This window comes from Streptomyces sp. NPDC087428 (assembly GCF_044744085.1).
GTDB lineage: Bacteria > Actinomycetota > Actinomycetes > Streptomycetales > Streptomycetaceae > Streptomyces.
On sequence record NZ_JBIUXR010000001.1, the window covers coordinates 592,707 to 606,453 of the forward strand.

Consider the following 13,747-nt stretch of genomic DNA (forward strand, 5'->3'; position numbering starts at 1 on the left):
GAGCCCGACTGGCACGGTTCCCCACCAGTCATCACAGAGGGTGACAGACCCCACTGACAACGCGACCGCCTTCAAGTGTGCGTCACGCATCAGTGCACTCCGACCGCCCCACACGTGACAGCGAACACTCATACGATATGGCCCATGCCGAGAAGCCCTGACTGGACCCACGACGAATTGCTGCTGGCCTGCGCTCTCGTGGTCGAGAACGGCTGGGCTGAGCTCCGTGAAGGCGACGCCCGCGTGCACGACCTCTCCGAGCTCCTCCGGTCGCTGCCCATCCATGCAGATGCAGCCCAGACCATTACGAAGTTCAGATCGATCGGCAGCGTCAGCCACAAGACATCCGACCTGGCCTCGAACCACCCTGCCTACAGCGGCACCCCTACCAAAGGCGGTCGCCTGGACAAGGTAGTGATCGCAGCCTTCATCTCCCGGCCTTCCGAGATGCTCAAGGCTGCTGATGCCCTGCGGCAGGGCATCAGCACTGGCGAGCTGCACATGCTCCCAGAGGACCCAGACGAAGTCGATGATGAGGGCAATCCAGCGATTGAAGGACGTCTCCTCGCCCGCTGGGCTCTGCATCGTGAGCGTGACCGCACGCTCCGGGCCCGCAAGATTGCCAGGGCAGTGAAGCTGGGGCAGCCGTTGCGTTGCGAGGTGTGCACTTTCGATTTCGGTCACTTCTACGGATCTCTCGGGAAGGGCTACATCGAGGTTCATCATCGGCTGCCCCTCCACATATCCGGGCCCTGCAAGACAAAACTGGATGATCTGGCGTTTCTATGCGCGAACTGCCACCGCATGTGCCACAGAAGCCAACCTGGTGAATCCTGGCGTACACCCAGCGCCGTGCGAGCCCAGATCGCCCAGTCCACCCCAGATCTCTGACGAGATACTCTCGCATCCACGCTCACGCGGCCGCAGCCAGCACTGCTTCGTAGTGCCGCTGCGCACGGTCAAGGACGTCATCGGGGTCGCACCCCTGAGAGACCGCCCAATGGAGCAGATCGACAATCAACGTGGTCGCCACCTCCTTCTGTGCTTGTGAATGGCCAAGTGCCGGCATAGCAGCCGCCCCGACCAGCGTTCGGTACGTGCCGAGAACCGCGTCGGCACGGTAGATCCGGACTCGCTCACTGCCTTCGGACAGGGCCAGCTCGCACCAGACAGCCTTGCCCGACGCAGTGACTTGAGAGCCCCAGTTGCGGGCCATGGCGACGAGAAGATGGAGTCCGCGACCACACTCCGAGGTGCAGCCGGGTTCCGTGAGAACAGGAACCTGGCTACTGGTGTCATGAACCTCCACACGAACCGCGCCAGCGAGAACTTCGATGACGAGTGTTGCGGCGCTCCCCACACCCACGTGCTTGACCACGTTCGTCGCAAGCTCGGTAACCACGAGCTCGGCCTCATCCACAAGCGCGGCCAGTCCCCAGGGGCGCAGCTCCGCGCGCACAGCCCGGCGTAGCTGCCGCATGTTTTCGGGACACGCTTTGAAGAGCAGCACGTATCGGTGCGGAGTCTGAGAACTGCTGCACCCTGCCATATCGACACTCCCTCCTCGGTCACGACAGGAAACACACTGCCGTGACGAACTGACTGCGCTGCGTAGCGCCGAGTGCGAGTATGCCATCGAGATATCTCGCCGTGTAACTTCTCACACCTATCGATCGAGTGAATCCGGTAGTGAGGCAACTCAATGACGATCTAGCCTCGTTGGGCCGGCATACTCGTCACTTCTTGGAAGGAATCCGCATGTCAGCCAGGGCCACCACCCGTCGTCGGCACCTCGGTGCAACCATGCGCAAGCTGCGTGCCCGCGCGGGAATGACACTGGAGGAGGCGGGACAGCTCGTCGGCGTTTCCAAGGCCACCGTCAGCCGGTACGAGACGACCGAGGGGCCGGTCAAGTGGCTCGTGATTGACGCGCTGTGCCGCGAGTACGGAGCGAAGGATGCCGAGCGCGGAGCGATTGTGGCTCTGGCGAAGGACTCCAAGCAGCAGGGCTGGTGGAGTTCGTTCGCCGATCACATCCCCGAGACGATGAACCTCATGCTCACGCTCGAAGACGAGGCGGTGCGCGAGGACCACTTCTCCTGCGTGTACGTTCCTGGGCTGCTCCAGACTCGGAGGTACACGACTGCGCTACAGCAGGCCAACGAGATGCGCCGGTCTCCCGAGGACATCGAACGTCTGGTGGACATCCGCATGCGTCGCCAGGAGGTCCTCGACCGTCCCAACGCCCCGCACCTCTGGGCCATCCTCGATGAGTCCGTCCTCCGTCGGGTGATGGGCTCGACGGCCATCATGCGCGAGCAGCTTGACTACCTCCTCACCAGCAGCGGCTCCGGAAACGTGACACTTCAGGTCCTGCCATTCTCCCGAGGCGCCCACTGTGCCGCCCTCGGCAGCTTCGTCATCCTCGGCGGCACCGAACCGTCGCTTGACGTGGTGTACGTGGACCTCCATGTCGGATCAGTCTTCATGGAGAAGGACGAGGAACTGGAGCGGTACCGACTTGCATTCGAATACCTGCGCGCACAAGCCTTGGACATCGAAGCTTCCCAGGAGCTGATCAGCCGTGCCAAGGAGGACCTGAAAGATGCGAAGGACGAACACTGAGGTTCCAGAGTCCGCGTGGTTCAAGTCGTCGCACAGCGGCGGCAACGAGACCGAGTGCGTTGAAGCGGCCTTCACCTCCGCCGGCGCCTCTCTGCGCGACAGCAAGCGACCGGGCGAAGGGCGGTTCCACGTAGGCCTAGGGGCTTGGGCGGACTTCGTCGGATCGGTGCGCATAGGCGCGTTGTACTGACAGGCAGAGAGACGCGGTAGCCCTGGCGGCCGGGCAGTCGCAACCCTGCGGCCACGGACTCCACGGACTCCACGGCGAGGGCAGCAGGCGTACCGGTCAGAGCCGCTCGCCCAGGCATCTCACCGCCGGACGGCCGCAGGCGGTCCGGCGCCGGGCGCGCTCTAGGCGTTGTCGGTGTCCTGGGTGAGCCGTCCGGCGAAGTCGCGGGCGGCCATCCAGATCGTGAGGTCGGCGGCGATCCGCCCGATGCTGGTCTCCGTGGCGATGCCGTGCTCGCGGCGGGTGGTGTCTCGGCGGACGGCTTCGTAGCCGCCCTCGTCCAGGACCGCGACGGAGGCGAACCAGACCGGGTCGTCTCCCTCGGGGTGGATGACGACGTAGGTGTTGTCCGAGTCGTTCAGGTCGTCGATCAGCATGAACAGCGCATCCTCGGACGGGTCGTCGATGTGATCCCCGTCCTCGCTGTCGGCTCGGTAATACGCAGCACCCATCGCCTCTGTCTCCCTCGCCGCTCTGAGTCGACCGCGGTCAGCATGCCATGCGGGACTGACAGGTCCGGCCGGTCACCGCCCATGGCCGTTCACAGGCACTGTCGGCTCCCGCGCTCGTCCCCCGTACCACCTCGTCAGCGTCGCGGATGGCGGAAGGGATACGCCCACGATCGTCGGTGAGACGGTCAGGCGCTTGCCCAACTCGCGGGCACGGTCTGACGCCCCCCGCCCGAAGCGCACCCGTCCGTGGCGGCGAGCGGCATGGTCAGGGTCCGAGAGCCGGGTGAGCCGGGCGCTCAGCCGGCTGCGCGGATCGCGACGAGGTTCGAACCGCCGGCGTACACGAGCTGGTCGTCCGTGAGGAAGAACGGCGGCCCGCCGGTGGTACGCCGCCAGGTGATCTTCCCGTGGACGTCGACGGCGATGATCTCGCCCCTCCGGCCCCTCCCGGGGAGGTAACGGGCCCCCTGCCAGGAGACCAAGCAGTCTGCGCATGAATGCCCCCTGGCATCACCATGCCCAGGCGCACCGCCTGCGGGGAGCACGAAGGACGACCGATTCGGTCACGGAATGATGAGCGATCCTGCGCCCCGGGAGCCTGTGAGGGTGCGCCGGGCCTACGGAACCCCGGTGGTCGGGCTCGTGGCCCTCTCCGTCAGCGTCTCAGGGCGCTGACCCCGGCAGCCTCCGTGTCGGGCAGCGCCCCGTGGACCGTCGACGGCTCGCAGCCGGTGCCAAACGCGTTGGCCCTGTGGGGTGTTGCCCCTGGACGGGGTGCGCTGCATGGTGAATCCACCAGGGTATGAGGACAGGGGAGAGGGCGAGTGGAAGACTCACAGTGGGACCAGCGGCGGATCTCGACGAGCAGCAAGACCTTGCGTCTGCCCAGGGTGTTGCTCCTGTTCGCCCTGGCCGATCTCTGCTGGGAGATCACCAAGGCCAATCTCAGTGCCCATGCCCGGGGGGACTGGCCCTGGAGATTCACCGTGCTGGACACCTCCACCTGCGCGGCCGTAGTTGCTCTGCTGACCGGCATCATCGTGACCCGGTCCCAGCTGTCCCAGACCATGCGACCCGCACTGAGCTGGTCCGGATTCCCCGGGCGCAGCGGCGAGATCGCCGAGTCGGTTCGGACCGTCCACCTGATCAACGCGGGTGGCGGGAGATCCGTGGTCCGCTCCGTCTCCTACCGGATCCGGACGTCTGCCCCGCTTCCCGCGAGTGCAGCCGTCCCGACGGGTTGGATGACCTGGCACACGGCCCTTGGCGCCCTGGCGTCGCTCGGACTTGACTGGGATCACGACTACTTCCTGCTGCACCTCGGAACCGGCGCGGCCATACCGATGTCCAACACCACCCGGGACGGTATGGAATTGCTCGCCCTGGGACCAAGGGCTCGGGAGTGCCTGACCGTACTCGATATCAGGATCCAGGTTGTCGACGTACTGGGGGACGTCTATGAACGGGACTTGCAGTGCATTCGCCCCTTGGTCACGGCTGCTCCCACAAGGGTCGACTGATCGTGAAGTGCCCCGTGCGCGGGCGCGCGGGGGCAGCGCTCGACCTGTTCGGCCGCCGCCGCTCGGTGACGGGGTCCGGGGGTCCGGGGGTCCGGCCGCACGAGGACAGCTTCGCTCGGCCACGGGACCTACGGGACGGACGGCCCTTGGGTGCCTCGCGGGTGCGCGTACGGACTCGGCTCCATGGGCCCTCCCTCCCGGACTTGCCGGCTCAGCCGGCGTCCACGTACTTCCCGTCCACCACCGTGCAGTCCTCCAGCTCCTCGAGCCTGTCGCTCAGGTAGCCGATGAAGTCGGGTGCCGTGGGGCCGCTCGGGCCCACCTCGTGGTCCATGTCGATGATCTGGCCGACGGTTCCGTCGGGACCCGGTGACAGGTCCAGGGCGGAGCCGTTTCCGCCGCCGTCCGCGTCCAGTGAGATCCAGCCGGTGTTCCACCAGCCAGGCTTGAGGGCCTGGGCGTTCTCGTCGTTCGCGTTGAGGTCCGCCACGTCGTCGAAGGTGCCGTCCGCGAGGAGGTCCCGCCAGACCGTCGTCTCGCTGATCATCCCGGCGCAGGAGAGCAGTTGGCCTGCCGGCCAGCCGCTGTCCCTCGATCCGTCGTGTCTCCGGAGCGACAGCGTGACCGCCTCGGGCAATGCGACGCCGAGTTCCGCCTCGACCGCGGCTATGTCCTCGGCGGTGGCCGGGGGCAGCAGGAAGTGGGCGGCGTCGCGCTCGGCGTACCACTGCTCGATCCGTGCCCAGATCGAGGAAACGGTTTCGGGGGCCTGTCCGGACATGGGGGTTCTCCTGACGTGGTGTGACGGTTCGGTCGGTCATTCATGGGGCCGTGGATCGGGGTGCTGTGGTTCGGGACGCCGTGGCGTTCGGGCCGGCGTCGCGGGGGAATCCAGCACCCTCGCGGTGAAGACGGCCAGTTGGGCGCGCATTCCCTCCCGGGTCGTGCGCTGTTGGCCGACGAGGTGTTCGACCAGGTCGGCGCGGACGGCGGCCAGCAGGGCGTGTGCGGTGAAATCGGCGTCGTCGAGTCCGGGGATCTGCTCCAGAGCGGCCCGGAGCGTGTGGTGCCACAGCTCGTAGTGCTCCGCCTCGTACGGGCTGTCTCGGCCGGTGCCCTCCAGCGCCAGTGCCAGGTGGCGGTTGTCGAGCTTGAAGCACAGGACGGCATCCAGGACAGCGGGTACGCGCTGGAGCGGCGGGGTGGTGGGTCCCAGAGGCGGCGCGCCTTCCTCGGTCGCCTGCCTGACCGGTGCGAGCCGCGCTTCGTACAGCGCGCGGATGAGGCCGGTGCGGTCACCGAAGCCGCGGAAGAGGGTCGCTTTGCCGACGCCTGCCGCTGCCGCGATGTCGGCCATGGTGACCGCCTCGGGGCTCTCGCAGCGGGCGAAGAGCGTGTCGGCGGCGGCGAGGACGGCCTCCCGGTTGCGAGCGGCGTCCACCCGCGGCTTGCGGTCGGTCATCGTTCCTCCATTTTACAAAGCGGACCACGGGTCCGTATCGTGATGACGAAGCGGACCGCTGGTCCGCATTGTAGGCGACGGAGTCACTCATGAGCGCGAATCCCACACCGGCGTGGCCCACGCCGGCGCATCCCACATCCGCCCATGCCCCACCTGCGGACCTGTACCGCCACGGCCTGCGACTGCTGCTGGACAAGGACATCCCCGCCTGGACCGGCCTGTGGGCCGAGGGCGGGACCCTCGAATTCCCCTTCGCGCCGGACGGCTGGCCGAAGCGGCTGGAGGGCAGGGCGGCCGTCGCCGAGTACATGCGCGACTATCCCGACCACATCGACCTCCACGACTTCCCCCACGTAGAGATCCACCAGACCCTCGCCCCGGAGACCATCGTGGTCGAGATGCGCGGAGTCGGCCGCCTCGTGGACAGCGACGGCCCCTTCGACATGTCGTACATCGCCGTCGTCACCGTCGAGGACGGCCTCATCACCCACTACCGCGACTACTGGAACCCGCTCGCCCTCCAGGACCCCGCCACCCACTTCGCCGGGAGCAACCGATGACGGATTCAGCGCAGTTCACCCTGGTCGTCGGGGCCACCGGCACCACCGGCAGCCGCGTCGCCGCCCGGCTGGTCTCGGCCGGCGTGCGGGTGAAGGCCGCCAGTCGGCGGGCCGGCCCTGTGGACGGGGCCCGTCCCGTGCGGTTCGACTGGGACGACCCCTCGTCCTACGCGGGCGCCCTCGACGGAACGGACCGGGTCTACCTCATTCCGCCGCTGGGCTCGTCGGACCCGACAGCCGTCATGGTGCCCTTCCTCCGGCAGGCCCGGACCGCGGGGGTCCGGCGCGCGGTGCTGCTCAGCTCGTCGGCGATCCCCGCCGGCGGTCCCGCCGTGGGGCAGGTGCACCAGGCGCTGCCCGGCCTCTTCCCCGAGTGGGCGGTCCTGCGGCCCTCGTGGTTCATGCAGAACTTCACCGGCGACCACGCCCACGCCCGCAGCATCGAAGCGGACGGCACCATCCGCACCGCGACCGGTGAGGGCCGCGTCGGGTTCGTCGACGCCGACGACATCGCCGCCGTCGCCGTCCACGCGCTCACCGGGACGCCCGCCCCGAACACCGACCTGGTCATCACCGGTCCCGAAGCGCTGAGCCACGGCGACATCGCCGCCATCGTCTCCCGGGTCACCGGTCGCACCATCACCCACCGGCAACTGACGTACGAGGAGATGCGCGACCGCCTGGCCGCCGACATCCCCGCCGAGTTCGCCGCGATGCTCGCCGGGATGGACCGCGCCATCGCCGAGGGCGCGGAGGACCGCACCACCGACACGGTCCTGCGCCTCACCGGCCGCCCGGCGCGCGGTTTCCACGCCGTCGCGGAACGGGAGCTGGGCGGGCCGCCCAGCTGAACCCCGGCTCAGCGGGCCGTCGGAGCGTTGTGGAAGTCGACCATGGTCCGGATGGGGGGAGGCAGCCAGTCGTCGGACTTCTGGCGGATCCGCGTGAGCCGTTCCAGGACCTGTGTGCAGTTCGGGCGATCGGCGGGACGGTGCGCGAGGCAGCGGGTGATGACGTCGACGAGGGTCGACGGCAGCAGTTCCAGGGCCGATTCAAGGTCTTCGCCGTCCGGGAAGGGCACGGCACCGGCGGCGTGGCAGAGCACCATGCCGTAGGCGTAGAGGTCGGTGGCAGGTGTGGGTGCCTGCCCCGCGAGTTGCTCCGGGGCGAGGAAACCCTGGGTGCCGACGACGAAGTCGGTGCGGGTGAGCGAGGTGCTGCCGAGGGCTCGCGCGATGCCGAAGTCGATGACGCGTGGGCCCGCGGTGGAGACGATGATGTTGCTCGGCTTGAGGTCCCGGTGGACGATGCCGCAGGAGTGGATTCCCTCCAGGGCCTCGGCGATGCCGAGCGCCAGGGAGTTCAGGGTTCTCGGCGGCATCGCGCCGTGCTGCTTGAGCACGTCGTGCAGCGACGGGCCGGGAATGTACTCGGTGACCAGCCAGGGGTTCTCGCCCTCCGCGTCCGCGTCGACCACGGCGGCGGTGTGGAAGCCGCCCACCCGGCGTGCGGCCTCGATCTCGCGGGTGAACCGCTGCCGGAACGTCGGATCGGACACGAACTCGGCGTGGATGACTTTGACGGCGACCATCCGCTCGCCCGGGGACCGGCCGAGAAACACCGTTCCCATTCCTCCCTGGCCCAGCCTCGCCACCAGGTCGTAGCGGCCGATTCGTCGGGGGTCCCCCTTCCGTAGCGGCTGATGACCGCCGGACGGAGCCGACGGGCCGGGCAACGGTCGCGCCGTACGACCCGCCTCCGCCTTGCCGGCGAGGATCGCCGCCACGTCCCGCTCCGTCTCCGCCTTCATCACCGCCTCCGCCCGGATCGCCTCGGCGCGCAGGATGGCTGCCTTCTTGTCCAAGTCCGCGCGCATCTGCCCCTCCATCGATTTCTGGATGGGGATGGGCAGCTCGATCGACTTGAGTTCGAGGCGGTGGACCTGGACGCCCCACTTGCCGGTGTCCTCTTCGAGGACTCTGCGCAGAGCGACGGCGATCTCGTCGCGGGAGGCGACCGCCTTCGCCAGGCTCATGCCGCTGATGACGGTGCGGAGCGTCGCGACGAGGAGCTGCTCCATGGCCTGGATGTAGCTCGCGACCTCGTACGTCGCCGCCCGAACGTCGGTGACCCTGTAGTAGAGGACGGTGTCGATGTTGACGACCACGCTGTCCTGCGTCGTCACCGGCTGCGGCGGGAAGGGCACGACCTGTTCACGGCGGTCGATCCGGTTACGGATGAAGTCGACGAACGGAAAGACGATGTGCAGGCCCGGATCGAGGGTCCGGTGGTACCGGCCGAAACGCTCCAGGACGGCGCTGCTGGAACCCGGGATGAGCTGAACGGCTTTGAACAGGGCTGCGACCACGAGCAGCCCCAGCACGATCGCACTGATGATGACCGCTTCCACGGTTGGCCCCTGCCCTCGTGTATCCCCCGCACCCTGCCGGGCGCTCTCCGGGTCGGAGTCTCCCAGAATCCGCTTCACGGGGGTCAGTAAGTGGCGAAGTGACCTTGAAATGTCGGGTGTTGAGCGGGAGGAGGCCGCGTGACCCCTGGGAGCACGCGCGACGGCCCCACCGGGCGGCCGGCAGACAGACGAGCAGGGGCGGGGCCACCCGGTGGACAACGAGGCGGGAACCTCAGTTCAGGCCGTTTCCGCAGCCGCAACAGAACCTGGACGCCGCCGGGTTGACGGTGGAGCAGGACCCGCACGTCTTCTCCTGCCGCAGCGAGGAGCCGCACTCGCCGCAGAAGCTCCCGCCGAGCGCCTGCGCCCCGCAGGACGGGCACCGAGGCTGCGCCTGCCGGCCGACGTCGAGGCCCTGCGTGAGGTTCGTGTTCTGGAGCTGGTCCGCGATCTGGCGCCGCCGGGCCTCGGCCTGGAGCTGGGCGATCTCCTCCGTGGCGATGGGGGAGCAGCGGGCGCACTGGCCGACCTGGCCGTTCCAGCAGATCTCTCCGCAGACCCAGTCGCCGCACCCCCGGCACTGGTTGAAGCGGTTGGCTATCTCGTGGACGGCGGCGCGCATCGCCTTGTCCTTGGCGGCGGAGTTCGTACCGCGGTCCAGCAACCGGTCGGCGGCGTTGCTGATGTTGTTGAACGAGCCGCCGAAGAGGTTGCTCACACCGCGCACGAGGTTCTGGCCGGTCTCGCGGAGGTCGCGCTCGAAGGCGGAGCGGTAGCCGTTGCCGCAGCGCTCGCAGTGGAACTCGAACTGGTAGCCCTGCGTGTTGGAGAGGTCGCGGATGTTGTCGGTGAACGGAACGGCTTCAGACACGTCTTGTTCCCATTTCTACTTCTACTCTCTGTCTCGATCAACGGGCCGACCCGGCATCGGCCCGGCGCCGCCGGCCTCGGCGTCGACCCGGCGTCGGCGTCGTCACGGGCCGCCGGTCAGGAGCCGAGAACCAGCCCTGTGAGCGGTTCGAAGCCGTGCCGGGCGGCGTAGTGGGGACCTTCCATGAGCAGCAGCGTGTTGATCAGCATCCCGCGGCCCATGAATCCGGCGATCTCCGTTTCCGTCGCGCCCGAGGAAGCCAGGAGCCGGTGGATCTCGCCGAAGAGGCGTCGCGATTCCTCCCCGATCACCGGCTCGCCGGCGGCCGCGGAGAACGCGTGCGCGAAGACGAGCACGGCGGGCCCCTGTCGCAGGACGAGTTCGCGGTAGGCCGAGCCGACGCGGGACGGGTCGAAACCCCCGTCCGCGAGGCCGGTGCGGAAGGCGCGCAGGACCTTCTCGCCCGAGAACCGGTGGGTCAGTACGAAGAGATTCCGCTTCGAACGGAACGCCTGCATCACGTAAGGCTGCGACACCCCCATCTCAGCGGCCACTTCGGCCGTCGAGGTCCCGAAGTAACCACGCCTCGCGAACGCGCGCTCCGCTGCCGCGAGGAGCTCGTCCGAGCGTGCCGGCAACCGCGCCGCACCTCTCACGCCGTCACCCACTCTGTGTCTTCAAATCGTCGAAATATTATCAGCCAATAAGCGCGAGTGTCCTGCCTCGAAGTCGCCGGATCGGACTCCGGAGACCCCCTCCCGGCCGGCCCCGGCGACGCGGCACCGCAGGAGCCGCGGAGCGGTGAAGGCCACCGCCGACCCTGCCCGTTCTCTTGACGTGCCCCTGACTGGATGGCTTCATGGGAGCGCGCAAATATGGGAGCGCTCCCATGAAGCCATGGAACGTCTGTCGTTGCCCAGCTCTTGAACCGCCCACCCCCTGGAGCCGCAGTGAGAACAGCAGGAAGCACGGCGAAGAACCCAGCGCGCAAGAGCCCCGTCACCGCCCTCCTGACCGCCCTGGTCACCCTCCTCGGACTGATCGCCCTCGGCGGTCTCGCCCCGGCGCAGGCCGCCACCGCCCCCGTACCCGCCGCCGCCACCGGCCTCCACATCAGTGACGGCCGACTACTCGAAGGCAACGGGAACGACTTCGTCATGCGCGGGGTCAACCACGCCCACACCTGGTACCCGAGCGAGACCCAGTCGCTCGCCGACATCAAGGCGACCGGCGCCAACACCGTGCGCGTCGTCCTCTCCGACGGCTACCGCTGGAGCAAGAACAGCCCGCAGGACGTCGCCGCCGTCATCGCCCAGTGCAAGGCCAACCGGCTCATCTGCGTACTGGAGGTGCACGACACCACCGGTTACGGAGAGGACTCCGCCGCCGGCACGCTCGATCACGCCGCCGACTACTGGATCAGCCTGAAGGACGTCCTCGCCGGCCAGGAGGACTACGTCGTCATCAACATCGGCAACGAGCCCTGGGGCAACACCGATCCGGCCGGCTGGACCGCTCCCACCACCGCCGCGGTCCAGAAGCTGCGCGCCGCCGGATTCGCCCACACGATCATGGTGGACGCGCCCAACTGGGGGCAGGACTGGGAGAACGTCATGCGCGACAACGCGCAGGCGGTCCACGACGCCGACCCCACCGGCAACCTGATCTTCTCGATCCACATGTACAGCGTCTACAACACCGCCCAGAAGGTCACCGACTACCTGAACGCCTTCGCGGACGCCGGACTGCCCCTGGTCATCGGCGAGTTCGGAGGTCCCGCCGATCAGTACGGCGATCCGGACGAGGACACGATGATGGCCACCGCCGAGCAGCTGGGGCTCGGATACATCGCCTGGTCGTGGAGCGGCAACACCGACCCGATCCTCGACCTGACGATCGGCTTCGACCCCACCCGGCTCAGCTCCTGGGGTGAGCGCATCTTCCACGGCGCCGACGGCATCGCCCAGACCTCCCGCGAGGCCACCGTCTACGGCGGTGCCGCGGAGGACGACACCGAGGCCCCGACCGCCCCCGGCGCTCCGACCGCCTCCGCCGTGACGGCCACCTCCGCGACCCTGAGCTGGGCCGCCGCCACCGACAATGTCGCCGTCACCGGCTATGACGTCGTACGCGTCAGCGGTGGAACGGAGAGCAACGTCGCCTCCACCACCACCAACTCCCTTGCGGTGAACGGGCTCAGCCCCGACACCGCGTACACCTTCGCCGTCTACGCCCGCGACGCGGCCGGGAACCGTTCGGTGCGCTCGGCCACGGTCGGCGTCACCACGGAGTCGGGCGGTACGACGCCCGGTGTCGGCTGCTCCGTCGGGTACCGGGTCGTCGGCGAGTGGCCCGGCGGCTTCCAGGGCGAGATCACCATCCACAACACCGGCACCACCGCCATCGACGGCTGGACACTCGGGTTCTCCTTCGCCAACGGCCAGACCGTCACCAACATGTGGGGCGGAACCCCCGCCCAGACCGGCGGTTCGGTGAGCGTCGCCCCCGCCTCGTACACCTCCACGATCGCCGCCGACGGATCGGTCACCGTCGGCTTCACCGGCGCTCAGAGCGGTACGAACACCGCACCGACCGCGTTCACCCTCAGCGGCGCCACCTGCACCGCCGCCTGACGCCGCCACCTGACGCGGCAGCCGCACGCCGCGTCACAGCGTCACAGCGCCGGCCGGCCGGGCCACCGCCCGTCGCCGGTCGGCGCGCGAAACCTGCTGGTCCTCCCCCGGCGCTCCTGGTCTACTGGCCCTTTACGCACCGGAGGCCCGTATGTCCTGGTCCGAGCGCACCGTGGTGCGGGACGGTGTCCGGCTCGTGTGCCGGGACCGGGGCGGTCCCGGGCAGCCCGTCATCCTGCTGCACGGCCTGGCGGGGCACGCCGGTGAATGGGACGCGCTGGCCCGGTCCCTGAGCCCCGGATACCGGGTCGTCGCGGTCGATCAGCGCGGGCACGGCGCCGCAGAGCGCCGTCCGCGGGACGTCTCCCGCGCTGCCTACGTCTCCGATGTCGTCGCCGTGGCCGATCAGCTCGGACTGCGGCGGCCCGTCCTCATCGGCCAGTCCCTGGGCGCCCACACCGCCATGCTCACCGCCGCCGCCCACCCCGCGTACGTTCGCGCGCTCGTCCTCGTCGAGGCAGGTCCCGGCACTGCCGATCCGAACACCCCGGCGAAGATCGGCAGTTGGCTCGACACGTGGCCGGTTCCGTTCGCCTCGCGCGGAGCGGCCGTCCGCTTCTTCGGCGGAGGGCCGCTCGGCGAGGGCTGGGCGAGCGGACTGGGGGAACGCGACGGCGGATGGTGGCCGCGGTTCGACCGGGACGTCATGGTCGGCTCCCTGGCGGAGAACGCACGGCGCCCCTTCTGGGACGAGTGGGACACCGTCACCTGTCCGACCCTGCTCGCCCTGGGCCAGGCCGGTTTCGTCGCGCCGCAGGAGTTCGACGAGATGCTGCGCCGGCGCCCCGCCACCACGGCCGTCAGTTTCCCCGGGACCGGCCACGATCTGCACCTGGAACGGCCCGACGCGTTGCACGCCGTGATCTCCGGGTTCCTGGACGGGATCGACTGAGGAAGATCCGCGGCGGAGAGTTCCCCTCGGAGC

16 protein-coding genes are annotated in these 13,747 nt (G+C 68.7%); 8 read left to right on the plus strand and 8 right to left on the minus strand.

From position 1 onward, the window contains the following. Positions 1 to 144 precede the first annotated feature (144 nt). Positions 145 to 891: an HNH endonuclease gene (locus ACIO3R_RS02655; protein WP_402102556.1), complete on the plus strand. Its 747-nt coding sequence runs from the start codon at positions 145 to 147 to the stop codon at positions 889 to 891. Positions 892 to 913: 22 nt separating this feature from the next. Here ACIO3R_RS02655 and ACIO3R_RS02660 read toward each other — a convergent pair whose 3' ends face one another. After that, on the minus strand, positions 914 to 1,510 hold the full coding sequence (locus ACIO3R_RS02660) for an ATP-binding protein (protein WP_402102559.1): 597 nt from the start codon (positions 1,508 to 1,510) through the stop codon (positions 914 to 916). A 248-nt stretch (positions 1,511 to 1,758) separates the two neighbouring features. Between ACIO3R_RS02660 and ACIO3R_RS02665 the strand changes: the two genes are divergently transcribed. Both ACIO3R_RS02665 and ACIO3R_RS02670 read left to right on the plus strand, forming a co-directional pair. Next, positions 1,759 to 2,625 (plus strand): helix-turn-helix domain-containing protein, encoded by an 867-nt coding sequence (locus ACIO3R_RS02665; protein WP_402102562.1) that lies wholly within the window; start codon positions 1,759 to 1,761, stop codon positions 2,623 to 2,625. Beyond that, positions 2,606 to 2,815: a DUF397 domain-containing protein gene (locus tag ACIO3R_RS02670; RefSeq protein ID WP_402102565.1), complete on the plus strand. Its 210-nt coding sequence runs from the start codon at positions 2,606 to 2,608 to the stop codon at positions 2,813 to 2,815. The genes ACIO3R_RS02665 and ACIO3R_RS02670 overlap by 20 nt, the downstream gene beginning before the upstream one ends. Before the next feature lie 161 nt (positions 2,816 to 2,976). Here the strand turns inward: ACIO3R_RS02670 and ACIO3R_RS02675 are convergent, their stop codons facing one another. Beyond that, complete coding sequence (locus ACIO3R_RS02675) at positions 2,977 to 3,306, minus strand: hypothetical protein (protein WP_402102569.1); 330 nt, start codon at positions 3,304 to 3,306, stop codon at positions 2,977 to 2,979. 296 nt (positions 3,307 to 3,602) lie between these two features. After that, the gene (locus ACIO3R_RS02680; RefSeq protein ID WP_402102571.1) at positions 3,603 to 3,788 is read right to left on the minus strand and encodes a hypothetical protein; all 186 of its coding nucleotides are present in this window, start codon (positions 3,786 to 3,788) and stop codon (positions 3,603 to 3,605) included. A 342-nt stretch (positions 3,789 to 4,130) separates the two neighbouring features. On the opposite strand from ACIO3R_RS02680, the gene ACIO3R_RS02685 reads away from it, so the two are divergent. Continuing rightward, positions 4,131 to 4,826, plus strand: a complete 696-nt coding sequence (locus ACIO3R_RS02685) for a hypothetical protein (RefSeq protein WP_402102573.1) — start codon at positions 4,131 to 4,133, stop codon at positions 4,824 to 4,826. 211 nt (positions 4,827 to 5,037) lie between these two features. Here ACIO3R_RS02685 and ACIO3R_RS02690 read toward each other — a convergent pair whose 3' ends face one another. Both ACIO3R_RS02690 and ACIO3R_RS02695 read right to left on the minus strand, forming a co-directional pair. Beyond that, a complete protein-coding gene (locus ACIO3R_RS02690; RefSeq protein ID WP_402102576.1) occupies positions 5,038 to 5,607 on the minus strand; it encodes an SMI1/KNR4 family protein in 570 nt (189 codons plus the stop codon). Between the two features lie 36 nt (positions 5,608 to 5,643). Continuing rightward, positions 5,644 to 6,288, minus strand: coding sequence for a TetR/AcrR family transcriptional regulator (locus ACIO3R_RS02695; RefSeq protein ID WP_402102579.1), 645 nt, complete (start codon positions 6,286 to 6,288; stop codon positions 5,644 to 5,646). A gap of 89 nt (positions 6,289 to 6,377) precedes the next feature. Between ACIO3R_RS02695 and ACIO3R_RS02700 the strand changes: the two genes are divergently transcribed. Together ACIO3R_RS02700 and ACIO3R_RS02705 are read left to right on the plus strand one after the other, a co-directional pair. Then, positions 6,378 to 6,848 (plus strand): nuclear transport factor 2 family protein, encoded by a 471-nt coding sequence (locus tag ACIO3R_RS02700; protein WP_402102582.1) that lies wholly within the window; start codon positions 6,378 to 6,380, stop codon positions 6,846 to 6,848. Beyond that, the gene (locus tag ACIO3R_RS02705; RefSeq protein ID WP_402102585.1) at positions 6,845 to 7,699 is read left to right on the plus strand and encodes an NAD(P)H-binding protein; all 855 of its coding nucleotides are present in this window, start codon (positions 6,845 to 6,847) and stop codon (positions 7,697 to 7,699) included. Before ACIO3R_RS02700 ends, ACIO3R_RS02705 begins: the two co-directional genes overlap by 4 nt. Before the next feature lie 8 nt (positions 7,700 to 7,707). On the opposite strand, the gene ACIO3R_RS02710 is transcribed toward ACIO3R_RS02705, so the two are convergent. From ACIO3R_RS02710 to ACIO3R_RS02720, 3 genes are all read right to left on the minus strand, one after another. After that, positions 7,708 to 9,258: an SPFH domain-containing protein gene (locus ACIO3R_RS02710; RefSeq protein WP_402102587.1), complete on the minus strand. Its 1,551-nt coding sequence runs from the start codon at positions 9,256 to 9,258 to the stop codon at positions 7,708 to 7,710. 232 nt (positions 9,259 to 9,490) lie between these two features. Beyond that, on the minus strand, positions 9,491 to 10,129 hold the full coding sequence (locus ACIO3R_RS02715) for a zinc ribbon domain-containing protein (RefSeq protein WP_402102590.1): 639 nt from the start codon (positions 10,127 to 10,129) through the stop codon (positions 9,491 to 9,493). A gap of 116 nt (positions 10,130 to 10,245) precedes the next feature. Then, positions 10,246 to 10,767, minus strand: coding sequence for a TetR/AcrR family transcriptional regulator (locus tag ACIO3R_RS02720; RefSeq protein ID WP_385032997.1), 522 nt, complete (start codon positions 10,765 to 10,767; stop codon positions 10,246 to 10,248). Positions 10,768 to 11,079: 312 nt separating this feature from the next. Here ACIO3R_RS02720 and ACIO3R_RS02725 point away from each other — a divergent pair, with 312 nt between their 5' ends. Together ACIO3R_RS02725 and ACIO3R_RS02730 are read left to right on the plus strand one after the other, a co-directional pair. Then, on the plus strand, positions 11,080 to 12,762 hold the full coding sequence (locus tag ACIO3R_RS02725; RefSeq protein WP_402102594.1) for a cellulase family glycosylhydrolase: 1,683 nt from the start codon (positions 11,080 to 11,082) through the stop codon (positions 12,760 to 12,762). Positions 12,763 to 12,913: 151 nt separating this feature from the next. After that, positions 12,914 to 13,714: an alpha/beta fold hydrolase gene (locus ACIO3R_RS02730; RefSeq protein ID WP_402102597.1), complete on the plus strand. Its 801-nt coding sequence runs from the start codon at positions 12,914 to 12,916 to the stop codon at positions 13,712 to 13,714. The last annotated feature ends 33 nt before the right edge of the window (positions 13,715 to 13,747 follow it).

What these genes read in the sequence shown, in the direction of transcription:
- ACIO3R_RS02655 (WP_402102556.1), top strand. Translation starts at nt 145, where the DNA reads ATGCCGAGAAGCCCTGACTGGACCCACGACGAATTGCTGCTGGCCTGC.
- ACIO3R_RS02665 (WP_402102562.1), top strand. Translation starts at nt 1,759, where the DNA reads ATGTCAGCCAGGGCCACCACCCGTCGTCGGCACCTCGGTGCAACCATG.
- ACIO3R_RS02670 (WP_402102565.1), top strand. Translation starts at nt 2,606, where the DNA reads ATGCGAAGGACGAACACTGAGGTTCCAGAGTCCGCGTGGTTCAAGTCG.
- ACIO3R_RS02675 (WP_402102569.1), bottom strand. Translation starts at nt 3,306, where the DNA reads ATGGGTGCTGCGTATTACCGAGCCGACAGCGAGGACGGGGATCACATC.
- ACIO3R_RS02690 (WP_402102576.1), bottom strand. Translation starts at nt 5,607, where the DNA reads ATGTCCGGACAGGCCCCCGAAACCGTTTCCTCGATCTGGGCACGGATC.
- ACIO3R_RS02695 (WP_402102579.1), bottom strand. Translation starts at nt 6,288, where the DNA reads ATGACCGACCGCAAGCCGCGGGTGGACGCCGCTCGCAACCGGGAGGCC.
- ACIO3R_RS02700 (WP_402102582.1), top strand. Translation starts at nt 6,378, where the DNA reads ATGAGCGCGAATCCCACACCGGCGTGGCCCACGCCGGCGCATCCCACA.
- ACIO3R_RS02705 (WP_402102585.1), top strand. Translation starts at nt 6,845, where the DNA reads ATGACGGATTCAGCGCAGTTCACCCTGGTCGTCGGGGCCACCGGCACC.
- ACIO3R_RS02730 (WP_402102597.1), top strand. Translation starts at nt 12,914, where the DNA reads ATGTCCTGGTCCGAGCGCACCGTGGTGCGGGACGGTGTCCGGCTCGTG.